Source organism: Ruegeria sp. HKCCD7628, from assembly GCF_057221005.1.
On record NZ_JBWVBA010000007.1, the window covers coordinates 21,213 to 46,105 of the forward strand.

Annotated in this window: 23 protein-coding genes; 8 read left to right on the forward strand and 15 right to left on the reverse strand. The window is 61.0% G+C overall.

Features of this window, described 5'->3' with window-relative positions; genetic code table 11:
- Window positions 1–34 precede the first annotated feature (34 nt).
- Window positions 35–439 carry a hypothetical protein gene (locus AC2TAD_RS14710; RefSeq protein WP_480868555.1) on the forward strand — a complete coding sequence of 135 codons (405 nt, stop codon included), beginning with the start codon at window positions 35–37 and terminating at the stop codon, window positions 437–439.
- A gap of 3 nt (window positions 440–442) precedes the next feature.
- On the opposite strand, the gene AC2TAD_RS14715 is transcribed toward AC2TAD_RS14710, so the two are convergent.
- From AC2TAD_RS14715 to AC2TAD_RS14740, 6 genes are all read right to left on the reverse strand, one after another.
- Window positions 443–1,672, reverse strand: a complete 1,230-nt coding sequence (locus AC2TAD_RS14715; protein ID WP_480868557.1) for a DNA recombination protein RmuC — start codon at window positions 1,670–1,672, stop codon at window positions 443–445.
- Between the two features lie 52 nt (window positions 1,673–1,724).
- Complete coding sequence (mutL, locus tag AC2TAD_RS14720; RefSeq protein ID WP_480868559.1) at window positions 1,725–3,575, reverse strand: DNA mismatch repair endonuclease MutL; 1,851 nt, start codon at window positions 3,573–3,575, stop codon at window positions 1,725–1,727.
- A gap of 235 nt (window positions 3,576–3,810) precedes the next feature.
- The gene (locus tag AC2TAD_RS14725) at window positions 3,811–4,752 is read right to left on the reverse strand and encodes a metal ABC transporter permease (protein WP_480868561.1); all 942 of its coding nucleotides are present in this window, start codon (window positions 4,750–4,752) and stop codon (window positions 3,811–3,813) included.
- Window positions 4,749–5,954 carry a metal ABC transporter permease gene (locus AC2TAD_RS14730; RefSeq protein ID WP_480868563.1) on the reverse strand — a complete coding sequence of 402 codons (1,206 nt, stop codon included), beginning with the start codon at window positions 5,952–5,954 and terminating at the stop codon, window positions 4,749–4,751. Before AC2TAD_RS14730 ends, AC2TAD_RS14725 begins: the two co-directional genes overlap by 4 nt.
- Window positions 5,955–5,957: 3 nt before the next feature.
- Complete coding sequence (locus AC2TAD_RS14735; RefSeq protein WP_480868565.1) at window positions 5,958–6,764, reverse strand: metal ABC transporter ATP-binding protein; 807 nt, start codon at window positions 6,762–6,764, stop codon at window positions 5,958–5,960.
- A 1-nt stretch (window position 6,765) separates the two neighbouring features.
- Window positions 6,766–7,719, reverse strand: coding sequence for a metal ABC transporter solute-binding protein, Zn/Mn family (locus AC2TAD_RS14740; protein WP_480868567.1), 954 nt, complete (start codon window positions 7,717–7,719; stop codon window positions 6,766–6,768).
- A gap of 198 nt (window positions 7,720–7,917) precedes the next feature.
- On the opposite strand from AC2TAD_RS14740, the gene deoC reads away from it, so the two are divergent.
- The 3 genes from deoC (at window position 7,918) to AC2TAD_RS14755 (ending at window position 12,115) form a co-directional block, all read left to right on the forward strand.
- A complete protein-coding gene (deoC, locus tag AC2TAD_RS14745; protein ID WP_480868569.1) occupies window positions 7,918–8,916 on the forward strand; it encodes a deoxyribose-phosphate aldolase in 999 nt (332 codons plus the stop codon).
- 11 nt (window positions 8,917–8,927) lie between these two features.
- A complete protein-coding gene (locus tag AC2TAD_RS14750; RefSeq protein ID WP_480868571.1) occupies window positions 8,928–11,261 on the forward strand; it encodes an aldehyde dehydrogenase family protein in 2,334 nt (777 codons plus the stop codon).
- 122 nt (window positions 11,262–11,383) lie between these two features.
- Window positions 11,384–12,115 carry a Crp/Fnr family transcriptional regulator gene (locus AC2TAD_RS14755; RefSeq protein WP_170755994.1) on the forward strand — a complete coding sequence of 244 codons (732 nt, stop codon included), beginning with the start codon at window positions 11,384–11,386 and terminating at the stop codon, window positions 12,113–12,115.
- A gap of 5 nt (window positions 12,116–12,120) precedes the next feature.
- Here AC2TAD_RS14755 and AC2TAD_RS14760 read toward each other — a convergent pair whose 3' ends face one another.
- The 7 genes from AC2TAD_RS14760 to AC2TAD_RS14790 form a co-directional block, all read right to left on the reverse strand.
- Window positions 12,121–13,425, reverse strand: coding sequence for a M16 family metallopeptidase (locus AC2TAD_RS14760; protein WP_170755993.1), 1,305 nt, complete (start codon window positions 13,423–13,425; stop codon window positions 12,121–12,123).
- Window positions 13,422–14,762, reverse strand: coding sequence for a M16 family metallopeptidase (locus AC2TAD_RS14765; RefSeq protein WP_480868574.1), 1,341 nt, complete (start codon window positions 14,760–14,762; stop codon window positions 13,422–13,424). The genes AC2TAD_RS14760 and AC2TAD_RS14765 overlap by 4 nt, the downstream gene beginning before the upstream one ends.
- Window positions 14,763–14,844: 82 nt before the next feature.
- Window positions 14,845–15,363 (reverse strand): DUF3035 domain-containing protein, encoded by a 519-nt coding sequence (locus AC2TAD_RS14770; RefSeq protein WP_480868576.1) that lies wholly within the window; start codon window positions 15,361–15,363, stop codon window positions 14,845–14,847.
- Between the two features lie 49 nt (window positions 15,364–15,412).
- Window positions 15,413–15,883 carry a signal peptidase II gene (gene lspA, locus AC2TAD_RS14775; RefSeq protein WP_480868577.1) on the reverse strand — a complete coding sequence of 157 codons (471 nt, stop codon included), beginning with the start codon at window positions 15,881–15,883 and terminating at the stop codon, window positions 15,413–15,415.
- Window positions 15,883–17,472 carry a bifunctional phosphoribosylaminoimidazolecarboxamide formyltransferase/IMP cyclohydrolase gene (gene purH / locus AC2TAD_RS14780; RefSeq protein WP_480868579.1) on the reverse strand — a complete coding sequence of 530 codons (1,590 nt, stop codon included), beginning with the start codon at window positions 17,470–17,472 and terminating at the stop codon, window positions 15,883–15,885. The genes lspA and purH overlap by 1 nt, the downstream gene beginning before the upstream one ends.
- 22 nt (window positions 17,473–17,494) lie before the next feature.
- A complete protein-coding gene (locus AC2TAD_RS14785) occupies window positions 17,495–19,231 on the reverse strand; it encodes a heparinase II/III family protein (RefSeq protein ID WP_480868581.1) in 1,737 nt (578 codons plus the stop codon).
- A gap of 89 nt (window positions 19,232–19,320) precedes the next feature.
- Entirely contained in the window at window positions 19,321–20,577 is a 1,257-nt protein-coding gene (locus AC2TAD_RS14790) for an RsmB/NOP family class I SAM-dependent RNA methyltransferase (protein ID WP_480868582.1), read from the reverse strand.
- 89 nt (window positions 20,578–20,666) lie between these two features.
- Between AC2TAD_RS14790 and AC2TAD_RS14795 the strand changes: the two genes are divergently transcribed.
- A complete protein-coding gene (locus AC2TAD_RS14795; RefSeq protein ID WP_170353677.1) occupies window positions 20,667–20,849 on the forward strand; it encodes a DUF1674 domain-containing protein in 183 nt (60 codons plus the stop codon).
- 4 nt (window positions 20,850–20,853) lie between these two features.
- On the opposite strand, the gene AC2TAD_RS14800 is transcribed toward AC2TAD_RS14795, so the two are convergent.
- Window positions 20,854–21,708 carry a LysR family transcriptional regulator gene (locus tag AC2TAD_RS14800; protein ID WP_480868584.1) on the reverse strand — a complete coding sequence of 285 codons (855 nt, stop codon included), beginning with the start codon at window positions 21,706–21,708 and terminating at the stop codon, window positions 20,854–20,856.
- Between the two features lie 99 nt (window positions 21,709–21,807).
- Between AC2TAD_RS14800 and tmpA the strand changes: the two genes are divergently transcribed.
- From tmpA to AC2TAD_RS14815, 3 genes are read left to right on the forward strand one after another with little or no spacing between them, the layout of a single operon-like run.
- Window positions 21,808–22,944, forward strand: coding sequence for a 2-trimethylaminoethylphosphonate dioxygenase (tmpA, locus tag AC2TAD_RS14805; RefSeq protein ID WP_480868585.1), 1,137 nt, complete (start codon window positions 21,808–21,810; stop codon window positions 22,942–22,944).
- Window positions 22,941–23,531, forward strand: coding sequence for a (R)-1-hydroxy-2-trimethylaminoethylphosphonate oxygenase (tmpB, locus tag AC2TAD_RS14810; protein ID WP_170755984.1), 591 nt, complete (start codon window positions 22,941–22,943; stop codon window positions 23,529–23,531). Before tmpA ends, tmpB begins: the two co-directional genes overlap by 4 nt.
- Window positions 23,528–24,196: an ureidoglycolate lyase gene (locus AC2TAD_RS14815; RefSeq protein ID WP_480868588.1), complete on the forward strand. Its 669-nt coding sequence runs from the start codon at window positions 23,528–23,530 to the stop codon at window positions 24,194–24,196. Before tmpB ends, AC2TAD_RS14815 begins: the two co-directional genes overlap by 4 nt.
- Here the strand turns inward: AC2TAD_RS14815 and AC2TAD_RS14820 are convergent.
- Window positions 24,183–24,866 carry a DUF2306 domain-containing protein gene (locus AC2TAD_RS14820; RefSeq protein ID WP_480868589.1) on the reverse strand — a complete coding sequence of 228 codons (684 nt, stop codon included), beginning with the start codon at window positions 24,864–24,866 and terminating at the stop codon, window positions 24,183–24,185. The two genes, AC2TAD_RS14815 and AC2TAD_RS14820, sit on opposite strands and share 14 nt — an antisense overlap.
- Window positions 24,867–24,893 lie beyond the last annotated feature (27 nt).

The window sequence follows — 24,893 nt, forward strand, 5'->3', positions numbered from 1 at the left end:
TGCTAAGCTGCCGTCATTCGTCGGAGGATAGTGCATGATGAAACGCCTGATCTTTATCGCAGCAATCATGGGTCTGGCCACTTCGGCCTCGGCCCAACGCGTCGCTGAGGTCAAATTCCAACCCGGCAATTACGGCACGATGGTCAACGGCACCATCACCGGGGACGAGTATTTCGACTACAAGCTGGGCGCTCAGGCCGGTCAAGAGATTTTCGCCGATCTGCAGGTCAGCGATACCAATGGCAACGGCGTGATCTATTTCAACATCCTGCCACCGGGCAGTGAGGGCGAGGCGATCTATATCGGTTCGATCGACGGCAACACCGCGCGTATCGCCCTGCCCCAAAGCGGAGATTACACGATCCGCGTTTACCTGATGGGCAATGATCGCGACACCGGCAAAACGGTCGGTTACAATCTGGACCTGTCGATCCAGTAGCAGCTAGCCTTCGGTCTTGCCCAGCGGCACCACGTTGGAGTGATCGTCAGGGGCCAGTTCCTCGAAATCGAAGTTATCCAGCCGCTGCGCCCGGCGACCCGCCTTTTCGGCGCTGATCTTGATTTCCGAGATATCCTTGGCCGCCTGTCCAAAGTGGCGGTCCAGATTGGACACCCGGTCGCCAAGACGCTCCACATCCTTGTGTAGCATCCCCAATTCCTTGCGAATGGCACCCGCTTGCTCGCGCATCCGCGCGTCTTTCAGGATCGCGCGCATGGTGTTCAGCGTCGCCATGCAGGTGGTAGGCGACACGATCCAGACGCGCTTGCTGAAACTCTCCTGCACCAATTCCGGGAACTTGGCGTGCAGTTCGGCATAGACCGCCTCGGACGGCAGGAACATCAGCGCGCCATCGGCGGTCTCGCCATCCAGAATGTATTTCTCGGCAATGTCGTTGATATGCTTGCGCACTGTGCTGCGGAACATCTGCACCGCTGCCTTCAGCTCGGCATCGTTGGTCGATCCGATCAGCGCCTCATAGGCCTCCAGCGGGAATTTGCTGTCGATCACGATAGGGCCCGGTGGGTTCGGCAGGTTTATCAGGCAATCGGCGCGCCGCCCGTTCGACAAGGTCGCCTGCAGTCGGAAACTGTCCGAGGGCAGCGCCTTGGACACGATATCATTAAGCTGAATTTCCCCAAACGCGCCGCGCGTCTGCTTGTTCGACAGGATATCCTGCAGCGACAGCACATCGCCCGACAGTTTGGTGATATTGTCCTGAGCCTTGTCGATGGCGGCGAGGCGCTCCTGCAGCTGGGTCAGCGAGGTCGCGGTCTGTTTCGACGAGCCATGCAGCGATTCCTTCATCCTCTCCTGCATCTCGGCCAAAGCACGCGCGGATTTCATCGCATTATCCGCCAGCCGGTCATTCATCTGCTGCTGCACCGAGGACAGGCGCGATTCGACCGTCTGGATCACCTGTACCTGCGCATTGGCCTGCGTGTCTGAAACATGCTGCAACCCGCCACGGAGTTGCTCCTGCCCTTGTCCCAATTGCTGCACGTGCTGGCCCAGATGCGCCATCTGCCGCGCCAGAGGTTCAGCCATGCGGGCGGACTGCTGCGCCGCACGCAGCGACAGAAACAGCAGTAAAAGGATCAGCGCCACCAACCCGCCGCCGATCAGAATCACGGGGTCGTTTAGGGCGATTTGGGTGCCAGAAATCTCGATCATGTCGCCTCGGATGTTCTTGTTTTATTCCTCATACCGCACGCAAGTGGAGGGATCAACTGCGCCCGAACAGCCGTTCAATATCGGACAGTTTGAGTTCCACATAAGTTGGCCGCCCGTGGTTGCATTGGCCGGAATGGGGCGTCGCCTCCATCTCGCGCAGCAGGGCGTTCATTTCCTCGGCCCGCATCCGGCGGCCCGACCGGACCGAGCCATGACAGGCCACCCGGCTGAGGATCGCCTCAATCCGCGCCTGAACCGTCTGGCTTTCGCCCTGATCGGCCAGTTCATCAAGGATATCCAGGATCATCGCGCGGGCATCGACTTCGCCCAGAATGGCTGGGGTTTCGCGCACGGCAATAGCTCCGCCACCAAAGGGCTCCAACGTCAGGCCAACGCGGGTCAGGTCGTCGGCCACGGCCATCAGGCGGGCACAATCGCTGTCAGACAGTTCCACGATCTCGGGGATCAGCAGCGCCTGCGCAGCGACGCCGTTTTCCGCCATCTGGCGTTTGAGTTTCTCATAGACCAGCCGCTCATGCGCTGCGTGCTGATCGACGATCACCATGCCATCGGCGGTTTGGGCGACGATGTAGTTCTCATGCACCTGCCCGCGCGCCGCGCCCAGCGGCAGATCCTGCGCCGGGGGTCCTTCTGCGACAACGGGTGCGGGCTCCACAATTCTACCGCTGTAATCCTGCGACAGTTCCGCAAAGCCCGGCGCCTGCGCCTGGTAGGATGCCTGCCGGGCTGCCAGCGACGGCTGGTCCATCTGATAGACCCGCGCGGGCGCAGGCTGTGCCGGTTCAGGCCGCATCGCGCCCAAAGTCGCATTGGCCACGGTCGAAGAGGCCCGATGTCCCGCCTCGGCCAGCGCGTGCCGCAGGGCAGACACGATCAGCCCCCGCGCCACGCCGGGATCGCGGAACCGGACCTCGGATTTTGCCGGATGCACATTCACGTCGACCAGCGTCGGATCACAGTCGATGAACAGCGCGGCTGCCGGATGGCGATCCCGGCTGAGGAAATCGAAATACGCCGCCCGCAGCGCTCCTGTCAGCATTTTGTCACGCACCGGGCGGCCATTGACGAACAGGTACTGCGCCACCGCCGCGCCACGCGAATAGGTCGGCAGGGCGGCGTATCCGTATAGCCTGATCCCCTCACGAGTGGCGTCGATCTGCAGGGCGTTCTCGGCAAACTCGCGACCGATCACGCGGGCCAGACGGGCGTGCAACGCGTCGATCAGATCGCCATTCTCGCGGTCGGCGCGGAAGGTCACGCGCCCCTCGCCCCCGCCCGACACATCGCGCAAGGTAAAGGTGATCGCGGGCTCGGCCATGGCCAGACGTTTGACCGTGTCGCTGATCGCCTGCGCCTCGGCCCGGTCGGTGCGCATGAACTTCAGCCGGGCGGGCGTGGCGAAGAACAGATCGCGCAGCTCGACTACCGTGCCCGTGCGCAGGGCAGCGGGTTTGACCGCCCCCATCCTGCCGCCCGAGACGTTGATCTGCGCCGCCTCATCCCCGGCCACGCGACTTGTTATGGTCAGTCGACCCACCGCGCCCAGCGAGGGCAGCGCCTCGCCCCGGAAGCCGAAGGTATGAATGTTCAGCAGGTCTGACCCATCGATCTTGGAGGTCGCATGGCGCGACAGCGCCAGTGGCAGATCATCGGCCGCGATCCCGCAACCATCATCGGTGACGCGAATCAGCGTCTTACCCCCATCGGCAATGTCGATGGCGATCCGGCTGGCCCCCGCATCAATGGCGTTTTCCACCAGCTCTTTGACTGCCGAGGCCGGACGTTCGACCACTTCGCCTGCCGCGATACGGTTGATCGCAGCATCGTCCAACTGTCGTATTACGGGACGGGTATCGCTGATATTGGGGTTTGCCTGCGCCATACCCCTAGACCTAGCACATGCGTGCGCGATTCTACCACTGATTTACGCTGAACTGTTTAAGGAATGAGGGGGCGTTCGGACAATCGTCGTGTCAGCCGTCGTGGCAACACAGAGGCAACGATTGCCCGAACGGTCCAAAGTGAGTGGTGGTCGTTCGCCTTATGTGAACATTCCGTAACACGAAACCCACATTGAGGCTTGCTAACTGTGACCACCGCGTAAATCTGGGCGGAGTTCAGCCGATACCGGGTTGTTGCCCCGGCGCTCCGGCGCGGGTCCGGCACGGCCCCCATATCGCAGCTGCGGCCAGGATCAAACCAGCGACTGCAGCAATCATACCGGCCGCACTGACTGCATCGGCCATACCCAACCAAAGCGGCCCGTAGCCTGCCAGAACATAGCCCGCAACGGCCGAAACCACTGCAAAGGCAACGGACCAAGTGATCTGACTCTCTAACCGGTTGGTCATCATCCGCGCGGCGGCGGGGGGGCAGATGAACATGGCGATCACGATGATCGACCCCACCGCGTCAAAGGCCGCCACCGCCGCAATCGCCGCAACCACCACCAGCGCCAGGCCCAGCGCCCCTGTGCGGATGCCGATAGTGCGGGCGAACCCTTCGTCGAAGGTGGAAATCTTCAACGGTCGCCAGAACAACCAGATGAACAGCGTCACGCCCAGCAAGGTCGCAGCAATGCGCGGCAGTTCGGGCGGCAGCCCCGCCAAAGCCGTCAGATCCAGCAACGAGGACCACCCCACCGCATCCAGCCAGATCAGGCTTTCCAGATTGCCATAGAGCGCATGTTCCACGTCCAGATGCACGGTCGAAGTATCGGTCTGTTCCAGCAACAGCACCCCGGCGGCAAACATGGCGGTAAAGACCACCCCCATCGCGGCGCCGGGCTCGATCTGGCCCAGCCGCCGGATCGCTTCGATCATCACCACGGCGACCACTGCGGCCCCCGCCGCACCCAGCATCATGGGCCATGTGGATATTGCTCCGGTCAGGATAAAGGCCACGACGATCCCCGGTAGCACCACATGGCTGATCGCATCGCCGATCAATGCCTGTTTACGCAGCACCAGAAAATTACCCGGCAACGCGCAGGCAATCGCCGCGAACGTGCCAATCAGCAAGGGCGTAAGGGACAGGGGGACAAACTCTTCACCGCTCATGCCATCACCCCCTGCGGGCCGCCAATCTGGCGGTCAATCTCAGCGATCTGGTCTCGGGTCAGGACAGTCTCGATATCACGCAACCCGTCGTACAGCGCCGCTGTTGCCTCGTGCGCCTGATCGGCGCGGACAATTTCCCAGCGTTTCTCATCCCGCAGGGCCTTGGCGGCGCGGGCCTTCCCGGCCTCGGTCGCGACACCATCGGCGCGGGCCAGACCGGCGCGCTTCAACAAACGCAGGGTCAGAGGCTCGTAAATCTTCTGCCCCTGCGCCAGCGCCAGCAGGCCCTGACGGATATGCACCCGGCGCTGAAACCGCAGATGGCGCAGCACGGCGGCCAGAACGCCGCGAACCGGGGCCAGCAGCAGCGACAGGGCAAAAAGGGCAAAGCTTACCAGCACAATGATCGGACCCGTCGGCAGATTCGGGGCCGAGGCCGACAGCGCCGCTCCGACATAGCCCGACACCCCTCCGGCAATCCCGGCCAGCAGCACCACCCGGTCCGAACGTTCAGTCCAGAAGCGCGCCGTGACAGCGGGGATGATCAACAGCGCCACGATCAGGATCAGGCCGACGATTTTCAGCCCCACCACAGTGACGGCCATCACCAGCCCCATCATCGCAAGGTCGATGCGATGCACCGGCAACCCGCGCGCAGCGGCATATTCGGGGTCAAAGGCCACCATCGTCATCGGTCGGCGCAGGATCATCACCAGTACCAGCGTGGCCGCCCCACCCAGCGCGATGACCAGTGCATCGGCCCAGAGCATCCCGGCGGTCGAGCCCAGCAGGAACCCTTCAAGCCCCGCCTGACGACCAACGCCCATGGTCTGGATGACGGTCAGCAGCACTATGCCAAAGCCAAAGAACACCGACAGAACCGCACCGATCGCGGCATCCTCGGCCAGTCGCGTGTGGCGGGTCAGCCAGTTCATGCATAGCAAGCCGACCCAAGCCGACAAGGCCGAACCAGCCAGCAGTCCCAGAAGATTACGGCCGTCGCCGCCAAAGGCGACCAGCAACATGAAGGCCAGACACACACCGGGCAGCGTCGCATGGCTGATCGCGTCGCTGACCAGCGCCCGTTTGCGCAGAAACAGGAACGTGCCCGTCACCCCCGCCGACACGCCCAGCAGCGCAGCCCCGATGGCGACCAGCGAGGCGTTATAGCCCAGCTGAAGGGTCAAGGCGTCCCAAAACATGGATTATCCCAGCGCGCGCGAGATCTGGTCGATCTGGGCAGTCGCCAGACGGCCCCCATAGGCGGCTTGCAGGGTCTCGGCGGTGAAGGCCTGATCCACCGGACCCTCGGCCACTTTGCTGGTGTTGATCAGGAAGACATGGTCAAAATAGTCAGTGACGGTGGCCAGATCGTGATGCACGACAACCACGGTCTTCCCGGCCTCTTTCAGCGCTTTCAGCACCGCGATAATGGCCTTTTCGGTGGCCGCATCGACCCCGGCAAAAGGTTCGTCCAGCAGATACAGATCAGCCCCTTGCGCCAAAGCGCGGGCCAGAAAGACACGTTGTTGCTGACCGCCCGAAAGCTGACCGATCTGACGGTCCACGAAATCACGCATACCGACACGGTTCAGGCAATCCATCGCGCGCGCGCGATGACGACCCCGAATGCGGCCCAGCAGACCCAACTCGCGCGAGAGGCCCATCAGCACCACGTCGATCACTCGGGTCGGGAAATCCCAATCCACGCTGGCGCGCTGCGGGACATAGGCGATGCGAGCGCGCTGTTTCTCAAGCGCGGCGCCGTAAACCGTCACCTGGCCCGACAGCGCGGGCACAATTCCCAACGCAGCCTTCAACAGAGTCGACTTGCCAGCGCCGTTCGGCCCGATAATCGCGGTCATAGCGCCAGGCTGCACGGTCATATCCACCGAGAACACCGCGGGTTTCTGGCCGTAAGACACGGTCAGCCCGCGAACGGCCAGAGGGCTACCGCCCAGCCCATTTTCCTGAATCGAAACTCCGTGATTTGCGGCCAGTTCAAGTGTCATCTCAGAACCCCGCCGACAATTTGCCATTCATGCCCAGTGCCGGTGCATCCGCACCCAGCGCGCTGGCAATGACAGTGATATTGTGATCCAGCATTCCGACATAGGTGCCTTCATAGGTGCCCGGCTCGCCCATGGCGTCGGAATACAGCTCTCCGCCCACATCCACCTGATGCCCCTTGGCCGCGGCACCCTCGATCAGCGCGCGCATGGACCGATCCGAGACCGAGCTTTCCACGAACACCGCTGTCAATTGCTGATCAACCAGCGTATCGACCAGTTCGCCGATCCGGTTCAGACCGGCCTCGGACTGGGTCGAGATGCCCTGAATGCCCAACACTTCATAGCCGTATTCCGCACCGAAATAGCCAAATGCGTCGTGGGCCGTCACCAGAATGCGATTGTCCTTTGGGACGGCGGCCAGCATCTGTTTCCCATAGGCTTCCAACTGGGTGATCTCAGCCAGATGGGCCTGCGCATTGGCCGCGAAAATCTCGGCTGCTTCGGGGCGGGTGTCGGTCAGCGCATTTTGCACCTGAACCACCACGTCGCGCCACAGGGCCGGGCTCATCCAGACATGCGGGTCGAATTTGTCGGCGTAATCATCATGGGCGCGCAGCTTGGACGTGTCGATCCCTTCGGTCACGGCCACCACGTTGCGCTTGCGGGACAGATCGTGAAAGAAATCCTCCATCTGCGCCTCAAGATACAAGCCGTGCCACAGGGTCAGGTCCGCGCGGGTCATGGCGACGATGTCGCTGCGGGTCTGGCGATAGGCGTGCGGATCGACGCCGGGACCCATCAGGCCCTTGACCTCGACCTGATCGCCACCGACCTGGCGCACGGCGTCGGCAATCATACCGGTTGTCGCAACCACTTTCAGTGGCGTTTCGGCATGGGCCGAAATTGGCAAAGCGACAGCCAAAGCCAACGCAGCAAGAAAGTTACGACGAATCATGTCAGACCCCGATCTGATATCCCCACGACCATTAATATGAGAACCATTCGCAACTTAGTCAATGCTATTGCGAATTATTCGCAACAAAGTATTTATTTTTGACCAAATGGACAAAAAGTTGTCTTTGAATTGCCGGTTTGCCTTTCATTTGGGCGCAACCCGTGCGATTTTGGCGCAAACCTCCCAAAGGATGTGAGAATGGAAACGCAGAGCCCTGACAGCGCCGTGCGCACCGCGCATCTGCCGCAAGTGACCGAACCCCGCAATCCGGGCATGGATCTGGATCTGGACTGGGTGCGCGCCGTGCAGGCCAACACCTCGGCCATTGAACGCCGTGCCGCCACCCTGCCCGGTCGTCGTTCGGTAAAGAAAGACTATCAGGCCGCTTGGCTGCTGAAGGCGATCACGATGATCGACCTGACCACGTTGTCGGGCGATGACACGGCGGGCCGCGTGCGCCGCCTGTGCGCCAAGGCGCGCCAGCCCGTTGCGCCCGCGCTGCTGCAGGCAATGGATATGCCGCCGATCACCACCGGGGCCGTGTGCGTGTATCACGACATGATTGAACCTGCCGTGACCGCGCTGAAAGGCACGGGGATTCCCGTGGCGGCTGTCTCGACCGGGTTCCCGGCGGGCTTGTCGCCTTTCCATCTGCGCGTAGCCGAGATTGAAGAAAGCGTGAAGGCCGGGGCCGAGGAAATCGATATCGTGATCTCGCGCCGTCACGTGCTGTCGGGCGACTGGCAGGCGTTGTATGACGAGATGAAGGCGTTCCGCGCCGCCTGTGGCGATGCCCATGTCAAAGCCATTCTGGCGACCGGAGAGCTGGGCAGCCTACGAAATGTAGCCCGCGCCTCGGTCGTGTGCATGATGGCGGGGGCGGATTTCATCAAGACCTCGACCGGCAAGGAAAGCGTCAACGCCACCCTGCCCGTCTCGCTGGTGATGATCCGCGCGATCCGGGATTACTATGACCGCACAGGATACCGCGTCGGCTACAAGCCTGCGGGCGGGATTTCCAAGGCCAAGGATGCGCTGGTCTATCTGTCGCTGATCAAGGACGAGTTGGGCGATCGCTGGCTGGAGCCGGACCTGTTTCGGTTCGGCGCCTCGTCACTGCTGGGCGATATCGAGCGGCAGTTGGAACATTATGTCACCGGGGCGTACTCGGCTGGCTACCGTCACTCCATGGGCTGAGGACAAGAACAATGACAGTCAAAGAAATTTTCGAAACCATGGATTACGGCTCTGCCCCCGAAAGCGCAGCCGAGGCGCTGGCTTGGCTGGTCGATCAGGGTGACAAATTCGGCCACTATATCGACGGGGCCTTCACCAAACCCGGTAAAGGGTTTGACAGCCGCAACCCGGCGACCGGAGAAGTGCTAGCCAAGCTGACCCAAGCCAAACAGGCCGACGTGGACGCCGCAGTGGCCGCAGCCCGCAAAGCGCAACCCAAGTGGGAGAAGCTGGGAGGCGCGGGACGGGCGCGGTATCTCTATGCCATTGCGCGCCTGCTGCAGAAGCATTCGCGTTTGTTCGCGGTGCTAGAAAGCCTCGACAACGGCAAACCGATCCGTGAATCGCGCGACATCGACATCCCTCTGGCCCAGCGGCATTTCTATTACCACGCTGGCATGGCGCAGCTGATGGAAAGCGAGTTGCCCGACGCGCAGGCTTTGGGCGTTTGCGGGCAGATCATCCCGTGGAACTTCCCGCTGCTGATGCTGGCGTGGAAGATCGCGCCCGCGCTGGCGATGGGGAACACGGTGGTTCTGAAACCTGCCGAGTACACTTCGCTGACTGCGCTGCTGTTTGCTGACATCTGCACGCAAGCCGGTTTGCCCAAGGGCGTAGTCAATATCGTCACCGGCGACGGCGCGGTGGGTGAGATGATCGTCAACGCCGACGTGGACAAGATTGCCTTCACCGGCTCAACCACCGTTGGGCGACGCATCCGCGAGGCGACTGCTGGATCCCGCAAGGAACTGACGTTGGAGCTGGGCGGTAAATCCGCCTATATCGTGTTCGACGATGCCGATATCGACAGCGCCATCGAAGGGCTAGTCGATGCGATCTGGTTCAATCAGGGTCAGGTCTGCTGTGCGGGCTCGCGCCTGTTAGTGCAGGAAGGCATTGCCGACCGTTTCCACGCCAAGCTGCGCGCGCGGATGGACGGCTTGCGCATCGGTGATCCTCTGGACAAGTGCATCGACGTGGGCGCGGTTGTGGACCCGATCCAGTTGCAGACGATCAAAGGCATGGTCGACAGCAACACCGCAGGTGAGGTTTATCAGGCGGCCTGCGCGCTGCCCGAGAACGGCTGCTATTATCCGCCCACGCTGATCTCGGGTCTGGAGACATCCGATCCGCTGATGCAAGAGGAGATTTTTGGCCCGGTTCTGGTCTCCTCGACCTTCCGCACGCCCACTGAGGCGGTCGAACTGGCCAATGACACCCGTTACGGGCTGGCCGCGACCGTGTGGACCGAGAATGTGAACCTCGCGCTGGATATCGCGCCCAAGCTGGTTGCGGGCGTGGTCTGGGTAAATGCCACCAACCTGTTTGACGCCGCTGCCGGGTTCGGCGGAGTGCGCGAAAGCGGCTTTGGCCGTGAAGGCGGCTGGGAAGGGCTGGCCGCCTATACCAAGCCCAAAGGCAAGACCAAGCCGCTGGCAAAGGTCGAGGCTGCAATGGGCCAAGGCGCGCCGGTTGATCCTATTGATCGCACCGCCAAGATGTATGTGGGTGGAAAGCAAGCGCGACCGGACGGAGGCTATTCGAAACCCGTCTGGGGTAAATCCGGCCTGCTGGGCCATGTGGGTCTGGCGAACCGCAAGGACGTGCGCAACGCGGTAGAAGCCGCGGCGGGCGCGAAAGGCTGGTCCAAGACCACCGGTCATCTGCGGGCGCAGATCTTGTACTACATCGGCGAAAACCTCTCGGCCCGCGCGGATGAGTTCGCCACCCGGATCGACACCATGGCCGGTGGCAAAACCGGCGCGGCCGAGGTTGAGGAATCAATCCAGCGCCTGTTCAGCGCCGCGGCCTGGGCCGACAAATATGACGGTCAGGTCCATGGCGTACCGATCCGGGGTGTTGCCCTTGCGATGAAGGAACCTGTTGGCGTGATCGGGGCACTGTGCGCGGATGAGGCACCTTTGCTGGGCCTGATCTCGGCCATGGCCCCCGCAATTGCGATGGGCAACCGGGTGGTGCTGGCGGCCTCCGAACCCTATCCACTGGCTGCAACGGATTTCTATCAGATCCTTGAAACCTCGGATGTACCCGCAGGGGTGGTCAACATCCTGACCGGCAGTCACGCGGAGCTGGCGAAACCACTTGCCTCACACATGAACGTGGATGCGGTCTGGACGTTCTCGTCCACTGACCTGTCCAAAGAGATTGAGGTTGTATCTGCAGGGAACCTGAAACGTACATGGGTCAATAACGGCGCGACAACCGACTGGAGCATCGACCACACACGCCGTTTTTTGCAGGCCGCGACCGAGGTCAAGAACATCTGGGTGCCTTACGGCGAGTAAAGCAACACAGGACGCAGGCGAAAGCCCGCTCATGTGCAGACATTTTGTGAATGGGGTCACAGACAAAGCCGCTTGCCTGACCCAACGTAAGGTCCATTCTAATCCAGAATGGGCCTTTTTTCATGCTGAGTTTACCGATTGATTTCTCAACCTCTTTACAGATTGTCACGTTGGTTGGCGTCTGCGGCGCCGGACTGTACATTCTGAACTACTTCATGCTGCAGATGGGTGTCATCAGGGGAACAGGAATCCTTTACCCCGTCCTGACCATTATCGCCGCCAGTTGCGTCCTGATCAGTATGGCTGAAGAATTCAATCTGGCGGGTTCGATCATCCAGATGGCATATATTCTGATCTCGGTCCTTGGTCTATTGCGAGGCTACCTGTCCCGGCACTTGGTGCGGTTCTCGGAGGACGAGCGCCAATTCATCGCACTACATCTGGAATCGTTAAAACCCCATCAGGCCCGCAGGTTGCTGAACACGGCCACCGTGAAAGAGTTCCCAACCGGGGATATCCTGATCGAAGAAGGCAAGACCACCGATTTTCTGGGATTTGTATTGACCGGTCGAACCACGATCCTGAAAGACGGTCAGGTGATCAACTGCTGCGGATCGGATGAAATACTCGGAGAGCTGACCTTCGGCCTTGGCCTGCCCGCAACTGCCACCGTCATCGCAACCGAACCGACCAGATGCCTGGTCTTCGACAACATCAAGCTGACGCGCTTGCTCAAACGAAACAGACATATTGATGATGCGCTAAAGGCCGCGCATTTCAGACATGCGCGGCAAAAGCTGCTGAGCAGCAACAAGCATACGTTACTGGCCCAGAAAAGACCCGCCGCTGCCTAACCGGATCAACCGTCCAGATCTTCGGGTTTGCCGACAATGGTGAAATGCAACCCTTCTGGATCCAACAGCTCGGATGCAACGCGGTTCACATCCTCCAACGTAACGGCGTTCACCTGATCGTTGCGTGTCGCGATATAGTCGATCGGCAGGTCTTCCATCTGCATCCCAACCATGATCGACGCGATCTGGCTGTTTCCGTCAAAGCGCAACGGGTAGGCACCGGTCAGATAGGTCTTTGCTTCATCCAATTCCGTCTGCGTCACACCTTCGTCTGCCGCGCGGGCCCATTCGTCACGAATGACTTTGACGGCCTCGGCAATACGATCATTGGCCGAAGACACGGATCCCAGATAAACTGAGGCCAAATCCTTGGGCACCAGATAGGTGCTGACACCATAGGTAAGGCCCCGTTTTTCACGCACCTCATGCATCAGGCGGCTTTCAAAACCACCCCCGCCCAAGATGTGGTTCAGAACAAAGGCCGCAAAGAAGTCGGGATCATCACGGTCGATCCCCTCATGGCCAAACAATGCCACCGATTGCGGAGTGTCGAATTCGACCACGCTTACACCACCGGGAATGGTCACCTGAGCACGGCCCGGTATCGGTTTGCCGCTTGCGGGCAGGTCGGCCAACAGCTTATCCAGCAGCACGCCCAGTTCCTCGGCCGTGATGTCGCCAACTGCGCCAACATACATGCGGTCCTTGGCGAACACATTTTCGTAAGCCGTGACAATATCGTCCCGCGTCAGGGTGGTGACGCTGTCGATGGTCCCTTTGCCCTCGGACCCATAGGGATGATCACCATAGGCCATGCGGGCAAAGTTGCGACCGGCAATGTCATTGGGATCGGTTTGATCCGAGCGCAGCCCAGACAGAACCTGCGCCCGCACGCGGTCCACAGCGTCCTGATCAAAGCGCGGCTCATGCAAAGTAACGCGCAGCAGATCGACCACCTCGTCGCGATTTTCGGTCAGAAACTGCGCCGACACCGATACCTGGTCGTCAGTTGCGTTATACCGGAAAGAGGCGGCCAGAGACTCCAACTCGCGGGCATAGGTGCGCGAGTCCATATCGCCCGCGCCTTCTTCGATCAGGCCTGCCATTAGGTATACTGCGCCGCGTTTGTCCGGATCATCTAGCGAGGTGCCGCCGCGAAACCGCAACTCGATCGCGGTGAAGGGGATCGAATGATCCTCGACCAGCCAGGCGGTAATACCCCCGGGCGACGTGACTTCCTGAATTTCGATCTCGGCCCAGGCTGGCAAAGCGATAATGAAAGCGATCAGAGTGGCAAAGATCCGTTTCATTGTGTCACCTCATCGTCGCGCATCAGCCACCCGGTGACTGATGTTTCGAGTCGAAAGACTTCGCGTGCGGCCGCGATGATCTCATCGCCGGTAACGGCCTGAAGAATATCGGGCCAGGCCTGCACGTCTTCGACTGTCAAACCGGTGGTCAAAGCACGGCCATAGCGGTTGCCGATTCCGTCCACGTTGTCGCGCGCATAGGTCTGCGATGCCCGCAACTGCATCTTGATGCGATCCAGGTCTTCCTGGTTCACACCTTCGGCAATAAAATCCGAAACAGCCTGATCCATCGCATCTTCGGCTTCTTGCAAAGACACGCCCTGCGCCGGGACGACCACAAGATCAAAAGTCGTATTATCCAACGACGTCCCGCGATAAAACGCGCCACTGAAGACGGCCTTTTGCTGGTCGAACTGCAGCTTTTCAGACAGGTATGACGTATTGCCCCCGCCCAAAAGCTCGGCCAGCAGGAACAACGCCGCAGCCTTTTCCTGCGCGCCCGCGTCGCGCTCTTGCGCCAGATAACTGCGCTGAACATAGGGTTGCGAGACGCGCGGATCTTTATAGGTCAGCCTCCGCGCTGCGGTCTGAGGCGGCTCTTGCGACCTTATGCGCTCGGGCAGATCCGGGTTGGCCGGAATGACGCCATAGTATTTCTCGGCCAAGGTTTTTACGTCATCGGGATCGACGTCGCCGGTAACGACCAGAATGGCGTTATTGGGGGCGTAATGGGTCTGGTAGAAGGACAGCGCATCCTGCATGTCCAGTGTCTCCATCTCATGCCGCCAGCCGATGATCGGCACACCATAGCGATGGTTGAGGTACTGCGCCGCGCTCATCTGTTCGCCAAACAGGGCGCGCGGGTTGTTTTCAGTGCGCTGGTTACGCTCTTCAAGGATCACGTCGCGTTCGGTTAGGATATCTTCCTCACTCAGGCGAATATTGCGCATCCTGTCGGATTCCATCCGCATCATAAGCTCTAGTCGGTCAGAGGCCACGCGTTGGAAATACGCTGTATAGTCGTAGGAGGTGAAAGCGTTGTCATTACCGCCATTGGCTGCGACCGTGGCCGAAAACTCACCCGGTGCAAGCGTATCCGTGCCTTTGAACAGCAAATGTTCCAGAAAATGCGCCACCCCGGACGACCCGATCGGCTCATCCGCAGACCCTGCACGATACCAGACCATATGCTGCACCACAGGGGCGCGGTGATCTTCGACCACCACGACATCCATGCCGTTATCAAGCGTGAAGGTAGTGACCGCCTCCTGCCCATCCTCGGCGAAGACCGGGGTGGCGGCGATCAGGGCAGCCGACAGTGCCAAGGCCCGAACCATGGGGCATCCTCCGTATAGTTTGCTGTGGTTCAAACTACGGTGGTGCGGCGCAGGTTCAAGGCCGATGACGAAAAGTTAAGGATTATTCATCCAAAGGAGGGGCCGAAGGCGTTTCGATACCTGCACGACGGGCCGCCTGATTCTGTTGATCCGCGTTCAGCGCCTCTTTCCGGTAGACCTGCTCATAGCGGTCGATCTTGAACAAACGCAAACGGGTCAGTCGGCCTTGCTTTCTACGGAACTCGGCATCCTCAGTATTAACCACCTGACGGGTATTGGACGGGACGCCGTAGCGGCTCGAGGCTGTCACCAACGCGGCATCCGTGGATGGAATCGCCGTATTCGGATTCAGAGCTGCCGGATTGCCACCAAGCGCCGCAACCGCATCGGCTGTTGGCGTTGGGTCGGTCAGGTTGCCACCACCCGGAGTTGGAGCGGGCAGGAACTGATAATCCTCGGGCTGCGTCAGAGGTTTCACTGGCAGCACGGAAAACTCGTCCGGCCCCGGCCCCGGCGCTTCAAGGTGGCGCAGGCCGATATCGGCACATCCTGCAACCGCAAAAGCCAATGTCACGGCAAATATGGAACGCGGCAACCGCATCAGAGTCTCCAGCCTGTTTGTGGCGTTTTAGCGCATATCGACAAGCGCGTCACGAGGGCTTTTTGCTGTCGAACAGCACCAGCCCCATGGCCCCTGCAAAAATGAACACGTCGGCAAGGTTGAAAACAAATGGGTTGTTGATGCCGCAACATGACATGTTCAAGAAATCGAGAACAAAGCCATAAAGCACACGGTCAACAACATTGCCCAGCGCTCCGCCGATCAGCAAACCGCCGCAGAACAGCATCAGCTTTGATGGCGCAGAGCGCATCAGCCAGATCAACACAGCAACCGAGATCGCAGCGGACACGCCGATCAGCACCCAGCGCGCCGCGTCGCTATTGCCCTGAAACAGGCCGAAATTGATGCCCCGATTCTCGCCGTATTTGAACACAAGCAAGGGCGGCAGAACGTCGATATCGCCCTCGGCCACGCGCATGACGTGGACGACCAGATATTTGCTGATCTGGTCGATCGCGAACGCCGCAAGCGCAGCCAAAAGGAGCAAGCGATAGCGCATCAGTGACGGAAGTGCCGCATACCGGTGAAAACCATGGCCAGACCGGCCTCGTCCGCCGCTGCGATCACTTCGTCATCGCGCATTGACCCACCCGGCTGGATCACACAGGTCGCGCCGGCCTCGGCGGCCTCCATCAGACCGTCGGGGAAGGGGAAGAACGCATCCGACGCCACAGCCGAGCCGATGGTCAACGGCTGCGGCAGCCCCAGCACATCGGCCATACGCTCGGCTTTCTTGGCGGCAATCAGCGCCGAGTCCACGCGGCTCATCTGGCCAGCACCCACACCCACTGTCGCGCCATCCTTGACGTAGACAATGGCGTTGGACTTGACGTGTTTCGCCACTTTCCAAGCAAACAGAAGATCGCGCATTTGTTCATCAGTTGGCGCATTCTTGGTGACCACTTTCAGGTCATCCATACCTACAAAGCCATTGTCCTTGTCCTGCACAAGCAGGCCACCGGCCACTTGCCGCACGGTCTTGCCACCTGCGGTCACATCCGGCAGCTCTTCAGTCGTCAGCAGGCGCAGGTTCTTCTTGGCGGCGAAAATCGCTTTGGCCTCATCCGACGCGCCCGGAGCAATCACAACCTCGGTGAAGATGCCAGTGATCTCCTGCGCGGTTTCCGCATCCAACGGCTGGTTCAGCGCCACGATCCCACCAAAGGCCGAGGTGCGGTCGCAGTCGAACGCCGCCTTATAGGCGTCGATCAGCGTGGCACCTGTCGCCACACCGCAAGGGTTGGCGTGTTTGATGATGGCACAGGCAGCACCGTGCGCCGGGTCGAATTCAGCCACCAGTTCAAAGGCTGCATCGGTGTCGTTGATGTTGTTGTAGCTGAGTTCCTTGCCCTGATGCTGCACCGCCGTGGCCACGCCAGGCCGGTTGGTGCCGTCGGTGTAGAAAGCCGCCTGTTGGTGGCTGTTCTCGCCATAGCGCAGGGTCTGTTTCAGCTCACCCGCAAAGGCGCGGCGTTTGGGGGCCTCAAGCTCCAGCGCGTCAGCCAGCCAGTTGGACACAGCCGTGTCATAAGCGGCGTTGCGGGCATAGGCTTTTTGCGCCAGCTTGCGGCGGAATTTCGGGCAGGTCGACCCATTGTGCTGATCCATGTCGCCCAGCAGTTTGGTGTAATCCTCTACATCCACGACCACGTTCACAAAGGCATGGTTTTTTGCTGCCGCGCGGATCATCGCAGGGCCGCCAATGTCGATGTTCTCGACACATTCGTCATATCCAGCCCCCTTCGCCACGGTCGCCTCGAACGGGTAGAGGTTCACCACCAGCAGGTCGATCGCGCCAATCCCGTGCTCGGTCATCGCGGCCACATGGGTGTCGTTGTCACGCAGCGCCAGCAGCCCGCCATGCACCATCGGGTGCAGGGTCTTGACCCGACCGTCCATCATTTCGGGAAAACCGGTGATCTCGCTGACGTCTTTCACGTCCAGCCCCGCCTCGCGCAGGGCCTTTGCGGTGCCGCCGGTTGACAACAACTCGACCCCGCGCTCGGCCAGCGCCCTGCCCAGATCGATCAATCCGGTCTTATCGGATACGGAAAGCAGCGCGCGGCGCACGGGGTGAAGGTCGGTCATGGGTCCAAAGGTCCTTTTGGCGTCAGTCGAAATCGGGCTCGTCCCGGTGCACATCGCGCACGGCATAGGCTGTATCCTGTGCCTTGCTCAACGTCCACCGAATGCGCGTCGCATACTCCATTGCGCGGCCAGATAGAACGATCTGTTTTGTCGCGCGCGGCTTTAGACGCCCTTTTTCAAGATAAACGCTTGGTTCGACGGTCAGTTTTGCCACCCCGTCATGACGAAACACCCAGATCTCACCGCTTTTGAGCGCCATCGACACCGCCGCGCCGCCCAAATCCAGCGCCGCATCAACGTCGGGATGCAGGTGGAATCTGATATCGAATCCGATGCCCTGCAGGCTCGAGGCGTTCATCGCCTTGTCGAATTGCCGTTTTGCACGGTCATCCGACGTCAGAAGAATATCCTCGCAAACCAGTTCGCGCCCGTCAAAGCGCAGTTCGAACGTACGGGCGTAGGTCAGGCCGAACACTTTCGAATAGCCATCATGCCCGGCCATGAACTTCGCACCTTCAAAGGATTCTTCGAATTCGTTCGGAACATCAGTCGGTGCATCGACCAGGGCTTCGGCTCCTCGGTGGTCAGGGCTGGTCAGGCGGGCGCTGGAATAGCCATCAAGGCACAAGGTTGAATGCGACGGGGTTGCCCGTCCTGCCCGGCGCCATTCCGCGCCAAAGGTTTCCCCTGATCCGCAATTCACGATCAGGGGGCGTCGGCCCGAGGTCAGTTCGAAAGCCAAGGTTGAGGCATGCGCGTTATACGACGCTGGCCCCTTGGGCGGTGCGCTGGCATCCACGATTACACTGGTTCGCGCTGCATAAAGGCGCGCGTAGCCCATCGACAGGCCAGTGGCGTGATGTGGCCGCACGCCACTTTGCGCCAGTGCCTGATCCAGACGTCCTTCCAGCCCGCGCCCGCCCCCGTGAAACCGCGCCAGCCCCCCGTCCGAGTGCCGCAGACAGCGCAGTGTGGGGGCCATCCGCTTGATCGCACCCGCCTGTGCGCCGGGCGTCCCCCTGCCTAGCTCGCTGAGTGCTGCGGATGTCCAGGCCAGCAACGTGAAAACCTCAAGCAATTCTTCTGGATTGCGGGTCAGCAAACCACCCTTAGGGTCAATTTGACTGTCACATTCCCGCGCCAAAGCGCGCAGGGCCGGGTCTGCCATATGTTCAAGACCCTCCAGCGCCAGACCGGCCTGAACCAAACCCGCCAAAGCTTCGAACCGCGGCAATCCCGGCGTGGCGGCTTTCCAGCGCTTGGACAGAAACCAAGTCTGCTGCGACAAAGCTCGAAAAAACTGCTGGCGCTGTTTTTCATCCGTACCACGTAACAAAAAGGCAGAGTGGTTGACCCAGCGCATCACACGACGCCCGGTCAGATCAGGCGCCCAGCCGGGACCGTGACCGCGCCCATGCGCCGCAATCCAACCCCAGACCCAGCGCTGCGCCTTCTCGCGCGCACGCATGTCGCCAACGGCCGCCAGATCATCGAGCCATGCAAACCCGTGCCGTTCATTGTCGAAACCGGTACTTGGGGCCGTGACATCCCATAGCTCGGTATCCAGCGCCTCGACCAGAAAACCTGCAAACAGAAGGTTTCCGGCGACCAGCTGTCGACCCCGGGCAAACGCGCCAATCGTCCGGGGTTCGGGCTCACCCACAAAACCACTGACGGGTTTGCGTCGCTGACTGAGCCGCGCGTAGAGGCGGTTTTGAAACCGCGTCCACCGGTTTGCCATGGTATCCTTGTTTGACATGCCGCCCGTTACTCTGCCCTGTGCGCTCTGCTGGCGCCTAAGCGCAACGATAAACCGCGTCGCGCGTCATGTCATCGAAAAGCGTCGCATCAGGCAGATTTGTTCAGGCACGCGATATAGAAGCCATCCATACCACCCCGATCCGCCCAATAGTCAGGCCGAAGGCGCAGGCCGCCTTCTTCGGTGATCCAATCCTTGTCGATGCCAGCAATATCCAGCGCCTCGCGGTCGACCTGCATGTCCGGGAAAAGATCCAACGCTTCTTCGATCTGAACCTCACCCTCGTCCGGCAGCAGGGAACAGGTGCAGTAAACCAGCCGCCCGCCGGGTTTCAGCAAGCTCCACGCATGGGCCAGCATCTGTGCTTGCAATTCGATCAATCCGCCAAATTCCGAGCCGTCCTTGGCAAAGGGCAGGTCCGGGTGCCGGCGGATCGTACCGGTTGCCGAACAGGGCGCGTCCAACAGGATCGCGTCGTATTGGCCCTGATGCTCTAGCGCGTCACCAGCGATGACCTCGGCTTTCAGCCCCGTTCGTTGGAGATTCTCGCGCACACGTTCTAACCGAGAATCCGACACATCAAGCGCTGTCACGTTCGCTCCGGCCGCGGCAATCTGCATGGTTTTCCCACCGGGGGCAGCGCAGAGGTCCAGTATGTTCTCTCCGACCTTCGGTGCAAGTACCTGAACGGGGATAGCTGCAGCAGCATCCTGTACCCACCAATCGCCATCGTCGAACCCCGGCAAGGTCGAGACCTGCCCCCCATCCTGTACCCGGCGCGAGCCAGTGGGCAGCGTCTCACCGGGGCCATTGGCGCCGGCTTTTACGGTAATATCCAGCGGCGCGCCTGCGAAATGCGCTTGCTCGATACCGGTGATGGCATCAGGGCCCCAAGCCACGGTCAGCGGGTCGCGCAGCCATTCGGGCAGTCGAGGGATGCGCATCTTGGGCCATGCCTCGGGCCCTTCAGCGGCCACCTTGCGCAGCACCGCATTCACCAGACCCTTGAGGCGGCCATGTTTGCGCGACCGGCCAACGATCTCGACCATAGAATTGACTACCCCATGCGCGGCCTCGCCCTGGCACAGTTCCACCGCGCCAAGACGCAGGGCGTTATGTACGGTCAACGCAGGGGTCCGGTTCAAATGGTTGTCCAGCAGACGGTCGGCGCGTTCCAACCCGCGCAGGGTTTCCAGCGTCAGGCGCTGTGCGCGGGCGCGGTCTTCGCGGTCCAGCCGGTCCAATGCCCCGGCGGCCAAACATTCGGACAACAGACGCCCTTCGCCCAATATCTGATCCAGCAGATAGATCGCGCTGCGCCGCGCTGCCGTTACGTTGTCGGACATGGAACCGCCTTTGATGTGACCCTCGCCCGCATTGCCAAACGCGGACGGGGGCGTATATCAAGCCCTAGCACGGAAAGGAACCCGATCTCATGAGCGACGACCGCAAAGACCTGCCGCCCGCCGCCCAACGCGCTTTGGCCGAGGCCGAGGACCGCCGCCGCAAGGCCGCAGCCGAGGCGAAAGAGCAGCCCAAGGAACTGGGTGGCCGCGACGGCCCCGACCCCGCCCGCTATGGCGATTGGGAGAAGAAGGGCATCGCGATCGACTTCTGATCGCTCAGCCCCGTAGCGCGGTCAGGAAATCGGCAATCAACGCGCGCTGTTTTTTGGATTTCGCCCGATCCTCGGGCCATGTCAGCCAATAGCCGTCTTTCGTGTTCAGCGCGGGCAGGTCCAGCTGCCGCAAACTCCCGGCCTGCAGATCGGCCTGCGCCAAAGGTTCAGAGCCCAACGCCACCCCCATCCCTTGCCGTGCCGCCGACAGGGCGTGTTCCATCGAATCGAAGCTGATCACCGAAGGCGGCAGATCGTCATGGCCAGTCTTGCGCGCCCAGTCGCGCCAGGCGGGCCGCTCCCCTCGCAGGTCGATCAGTGGGGCTCCCCATTCCACGCCTGGCGCGGCCATGGGCACCAGAACCTCGGGCGCGATCCGTTCCGCCTCACGCCCCGGCCACGTGCCGCGCCCATAGCGGATTTGCAGCCACGTGCGTTCTTCGTCCAGCGATGAGCGCCGAGCGACTGAATCCGTCATAACCCGCACCTCGGGGCGCAGCTGCTGAAACCGGGGGATCGCCGGGAGAACCAACGCGTGGATGTTCGACGACAGCCCCGCTACGCGCAGTTCGCGCGGGGCTTTACCGAACAGATCCTCGGTATTGCGTTCCAGCGCCTGCAAACTGTCCTGAACCAGCGGCAAATAGCTTTCGCCTTCGACCGTCAACGACACGCCACGCGCTTCACGCACAAACAGGGTCCGGCCCAGCCACGATTCCAGATTTGCGATCCGCTGGCTCACCGCCGCCTGCGTCAACCCGAATTCCCGGGCCGCCGCAGAAAACCCGCCCAGCCGGCCGGCGGCCTCGAACACCCGTAGCCAGTCCAAAGGCGGCAATCCGATCTTTTTTCGAGCCATAAGTTTTTCCAGCCCTCAGTCGCAATAAGGTTTAATTGTGTTAATGCCACGAGGGGCGTATCTCCTCAACCATAGCCCGCGCCGAACAGGAGAGACCTCATGCTGCGCACCGCCACTCACACCACCCAGATCGTGACTGTTGAATTTTCCGATGGCACACAAGCGCGTTTTCACGCCATCTGGCTGCGCGACAATGCGCTGGACCCTGACACCCGCGCGCCGGGCAATGGTCAGCGCCTGATCACCATCGGGGACATCCCCGCCAATGTCTCGGTCAGCACGGCCGAAGTTCTGAACGGCGATCTGAGCGTCACCTTTCAGCCTGAGGACAAAACCGTAACCTTCCCTGCCCGCTGGCTGGCCGATCACATCTATGACCGCGATCCGGCGCAACAGATGGGCCGCCTTACCCCCGGCCTCACCACGTGGGAAAGCACTCTGACCCCGCCCAGCGCGGATTGGAACGCGGTCCACGTCGATCCCAAGGCCAAGCGCGACTGGCTGGCCGCCGTGGCAGAGTTCGGCTTTGCCAAGCTAACCGGCGGCCCGACCGAACCGGAATCGCTGCTGCAGGTGGCTGAGCTGTTCGGTTATGTGCGCAAAACCAACTACGGCCCCTATTTCGAGGTCCGGACCGAGGTGAACCCGACCAACCTCGCTTTTACCGGGCTGGGGTTGCAGGCGCATACCGACAATCCCTATCGCGATCCGGTACCGACGCTGCAAATCCTTTACTGTCTGGAGAACAGCGCCGAGGGCGGCGATTCCATCGTAGTGGACGGATTCCGTGCCGCCGAAAAGCTGCGCGATCAGAACCCCGACGGCTTTGCCCTGCTGGCCGGATACCCAGCGCGGTTCGAATACAAGGGCGAGGACGACGTCTGCCTGCGGTCGCGCCGCCCGATGATCGAGCTGTCACCGGATGGCGAGCTGGTCAGCATCCGGTTCAACAACCGCTCCTCTGCACCGTTTGTTGATATCCCGTTCGACCGGATGGAGGCCTATTACGCCGCCTATCGCCAGCTTGGCGACATCATCGACGACTCGGCCATGGGTGTGTCCTTCAAACTGGAACCAGGTGAGAGCTTCATCGTCGACAACACCCGCGTCCTGCATGCGCGGCTGGGCTATTCCGGTACTGGATCGCGCTGGTTGCAGGGGTGTTACGCCGACAAGGATGGCTTGCTGTCCACACTGGCGGCGATGGAAATGGCACAGCCGGAGGCGGCGGAATGAAACCCGATTTCTCGACCCTGAACCGCACCAACATTGTGGCCTTCATCGGCGATATCTTCGACCGCCGCGGCGGTGAGGAATATCTGGGCGAACCCGTCACCATGGCCGAACATATGCTGCAAGGGGCTACGATTGCCGAACAGAACGGGATGCCTGAGGAAATCATCGTCGGTGCTTTACTGCACGATATCGGCCACTTTACGTCCGAGTTCGGCACCTATCACCCCGACGACACCGAAGACCGCCATCACGAGGACGCAGGCGCAAAGGTGCTGGAACAGTTCTTTCCGTCGGTCATCACCGATTGCTGCCGCTATCACGTTGCGGCCAAACGGTATCTGTGCGCCACCAAGCCAGCGTATTTCGACCGGCTGTCGGCAGCCTCGGTTCATACCCTGGAGCTACAAGGCGGTCCCATGAGCGCCGAGGAAGTTGCCGCATTCGAATCAAACCCCAACCTGAAAGAGATCGTTCAGGTCCGCTATCTGGACGAGGCCGGCAAACGCGCGGGCATGGAAACCCCCGATTTCGCCCATTTCGCCCCGATGGTGCAGCGCATGGTCGACAAGCATATGGGGGCCGCATGACCGCGCCTGAGTACATCTTTGAAGCCAGCACCAAGCCGTCCTTGCCCTGGCACGAGGTGCCTCTGATCCGAGCCACTGATGCATCCGTCAAAGGCTATGGTTGTCTGGTCGATAACCCACAAGGGTTCGAGATCGAGATCACCCGCTGGCCGCAGCAAGGCTGGCGGCCCATCGACGAGAGCACCGGTGACGAAGGCGGCTGGGTTGAAGGCACGTTCAAATGCGACTGGCAAGGCGACGTGCTCTATGGCGAGAACGAGGCGGTCAAAGGCCACTATGTTCTGGGCTGGTCCGCCGATCCGCAGCAGGCGCAAACCGCACGCCAAACCGCGCCTCGTGATCAGGTCCTGCTGTGGCACATGAACTATCACCCGGATGGCGGTCAGATGTTCTGGCCCCTGGTCAACAAGCCGTTCATCGTTCCTGCTGCCCTGCCCGGCGACAACCTGACGCCCGAGAAGGTGGTGGCCTTCTGGTGCGACGGCTCACGCGGGCTCTATATTCATCCCGGTATCTGGCACGAGGGGATTTTCCCAGTCGAAGACAGCCAGCGGTTTCTTGACCGTCAGGGCGCAGTTCATGCGCGCGTCAGCGCCGATATCGGGAAAGAGTTCGGCGTCTACCTGTCTTGCCCGCTGCGCGCGGACAAGATTAAGGACGTGTAGGCAAAGCCCCAGTATGCGCCCGTCGCTTGCGGGCGACCCATAGCTGAACGGCCATCAGATACGGCACGTAGAACGCAAAGTTCTGCACAAGGTCAAACGGGCCCGAGAAATCGGGCTCGGACCCCAGCCCACCGGTCAGCAGAAACCAAATCGTGTAGTGCACCCGATAAAGCCACGATCCCAGCGCCAGCCAGAACAGGCGCAGGCCCCAAGCCCAATGACCGGCACGGTCTTTGTTCAACGCCATACGCGCCACCATCAGCGCTGCCGTGAACAGGCAAAGCCCATAAAGGAAAAAGGCCGCCGACATGACCGACCCACCGATCGTCCCACGCAGGGGGATGTAGGTCATTCCGGCCAAACCCGTGATCAACGCAAGCGTGACTAGCACTCGGCCCAAAATGCGATGGAAACGGGTGTATTTCCGCCGCAAGCCTGGCAGCACTTGCAAAGGGACAAGCGCGACCAATACGGTCCCGGCAAATATATGAACCAGCATCGCCAAATTTCCGACGCCCTGCCCGTCTGCAAACAAATAGCTTTGCTGCGCCGCGTCTTCAGACAGCCCGACACGGATCATGCCAAACCCATGCACAACAAAAGGCAGCAGCGTCAGATAGAACACCACCAGCAACAAGCCCAAAACTACGCGAGACTTCACGGTTCGCATAAGCTGACCCTAGCGCCTTTGGTCTCC

Excerpts from the sequence above, each read along its gene's own strand:
- AC2TAD_RS14710 (WP_480868555.1), top strand. The coding sequence starts at position 35 with ATGATGAAACGCCTGATCTTTATCGCAGCAATCATGGGTCTGGCCACT.
- AC2TAD_RS14715 (WP_480868557.1), bottom strand. The coding sequence starts at position 1,672 with ATGATCGAGATTTCTGGCACCCAAATCGCCCTAAACGACCCCGTGATT.
- mutL (WP_480868559.1), bottom strand. The coding sequence starts at position 3,575 with ATGGCGCAGGCAAACCCCAATATCAGCGATACCCGTCCCGTAATACGA.
- AC2TAD_RS14725 (WP_480868561.1), bottom strand. The coding sequence starts at position 4,752 with ATGAGCGGTGAAGAGTTTGTCCCCCTGTCCCTTACGCCCTTGCTGATT.
- AC2TAD_RS14730 (WP_480868563.1), bottom strand. The coding sequence starts at position 5,954 with ATGTTTTGGGACGCCTTGACCCTTCAGCTGGGCTATAACGCCTCGCTG.
- AC2TAD_RS14735 (WP_480868565.1), bottom strand. The coding sequence starts at position 6,764 with ATGACACTTGAACTGGCCGCAAATCACGGAGTTTCGATTCAGGAAAAT.
- AC2TAD_RS14740 (WP_480868567.1), bottom strand. The coding sequence starts at position 7,719 with ATGATTCGTCGTAACTTTCTTGCTGCGTTGGCTTTGGCTGTCGCTTTG.
- deoC (WP_480868569.1), top strand. The coding sequence starts at position 7,918 with ATGGAAACGCAGAGCCCTGACAGCGCCGTGCGCACCGCGCATCTGCCG.
- AC2TAD_RS14750 (WP_480868571.1), top strand. The coding sequence starts at position 8,928 with ATGACAGTCAAAGAAATTTTCGAAACCATGGATTACGGCTCTGCCCCC.
- AC2TAD_RS14755 (WP_170755994.1), top strand. The coding sequence starts at position 11,384 with ATGCTGAGTTTACCGATTGATTTCTCAACCTCTTTACAGATTGTCACG.
- AC2TAD_RS14760 (WP_170755993.1), bottom strand. The coding sequence starts at position 13,425 with ATGAAACGGATCTTTGCCACTCTGATCGCTTTCATTATCGCTTTGCCA.
- AC2TAD_RS14765 (WP_480868574.1), bottom strand. The coding sequence starts at position 14,762 with ATGGTTCGGGCCTTGGCACTGTCGGCTGCCCTGATCGCCGCCACCCCG.
- AC2TAD_RS14770 (WP_480868576.1), bottom strand. The coding sequence starts at position 15,363 with ATGCGGTTGCCGCGTTCCATATTTGCCGTGACATTGGCTTTTGCGGTT.
- lspA (WP_480868577.1), bottom strand. The coding sequence starts at position 15,883 with ATGCGCTATCGCTTGCTCCTTTTGGCTGCGCTTGCGGCGTTCGCGATC.
- purH (WP_480868579.1), bottom strand. The coding sequence starts at position 17,472 with ATGACCGACCTTCACCCCGTGCGCCGCGCGCTGCTTTCCGTATCCGAT.
- AC2TAD_RS14785 (WP_480868581.1), bottom strand. The coding sequence starts at position 19,231 with ATGTCAAACAAGGATACCATGGCAAACCGGTGGACGCGGTTTCAAAAC.
- AC2TAD_RS14790 (WP_480868582.1), bottom strand. The coding sequence starts at position 20,577 with ATGTCCGACAACGTAACGGCAGCGCGGCGCAGCGCGATCTATCTGCTG.
- AC2TAD_RS14795 (WP_170353677.1), top strand. The coding sequence starts at position 20,667 with ATGAGCGACGACCGCAAAGACCTGCCGCCCGCCGCCCAACGCGCTTTG.
- AC2TAD_RS14800 (WP_480868584.1), bottom strand. The coding sequence starts at position 21,708 with ATGGCTCGAAAAAAGATCGGATTGCCGCCTTTGGACTGGCTACGGGTG.
- tmpA (WP_480868585.1), top strand. The coding sequence starts at position 21,808 with ATGCTGCGCACCGCCACTCACACCACCCAGATCGTGACTGTTGAATTT.
- tmpB (WP_170755984.1), top strand. The coding sequence starts at position 22,941 with ATGAAACCCGATTTCTCGACCCTGAACCGCACCAACATTGTGGCCTTC.
- AC2TAD_RS14815 (WP_480868588.1), top strand. The coding sequence starts at position 23,528 with ATGACCGCGCCTGAGTACATCTTTGAAGCCAGCACCAAGCCGTCCTTG.
- AC2TAD_RS14820 (WP_480868589.1), bottom strand. The coding sequence starts at position 24,866 with ATGCGAACCGTGAAGTCTCGCGTAGTTTTGGGCTTGTTGCTGGTGGTG.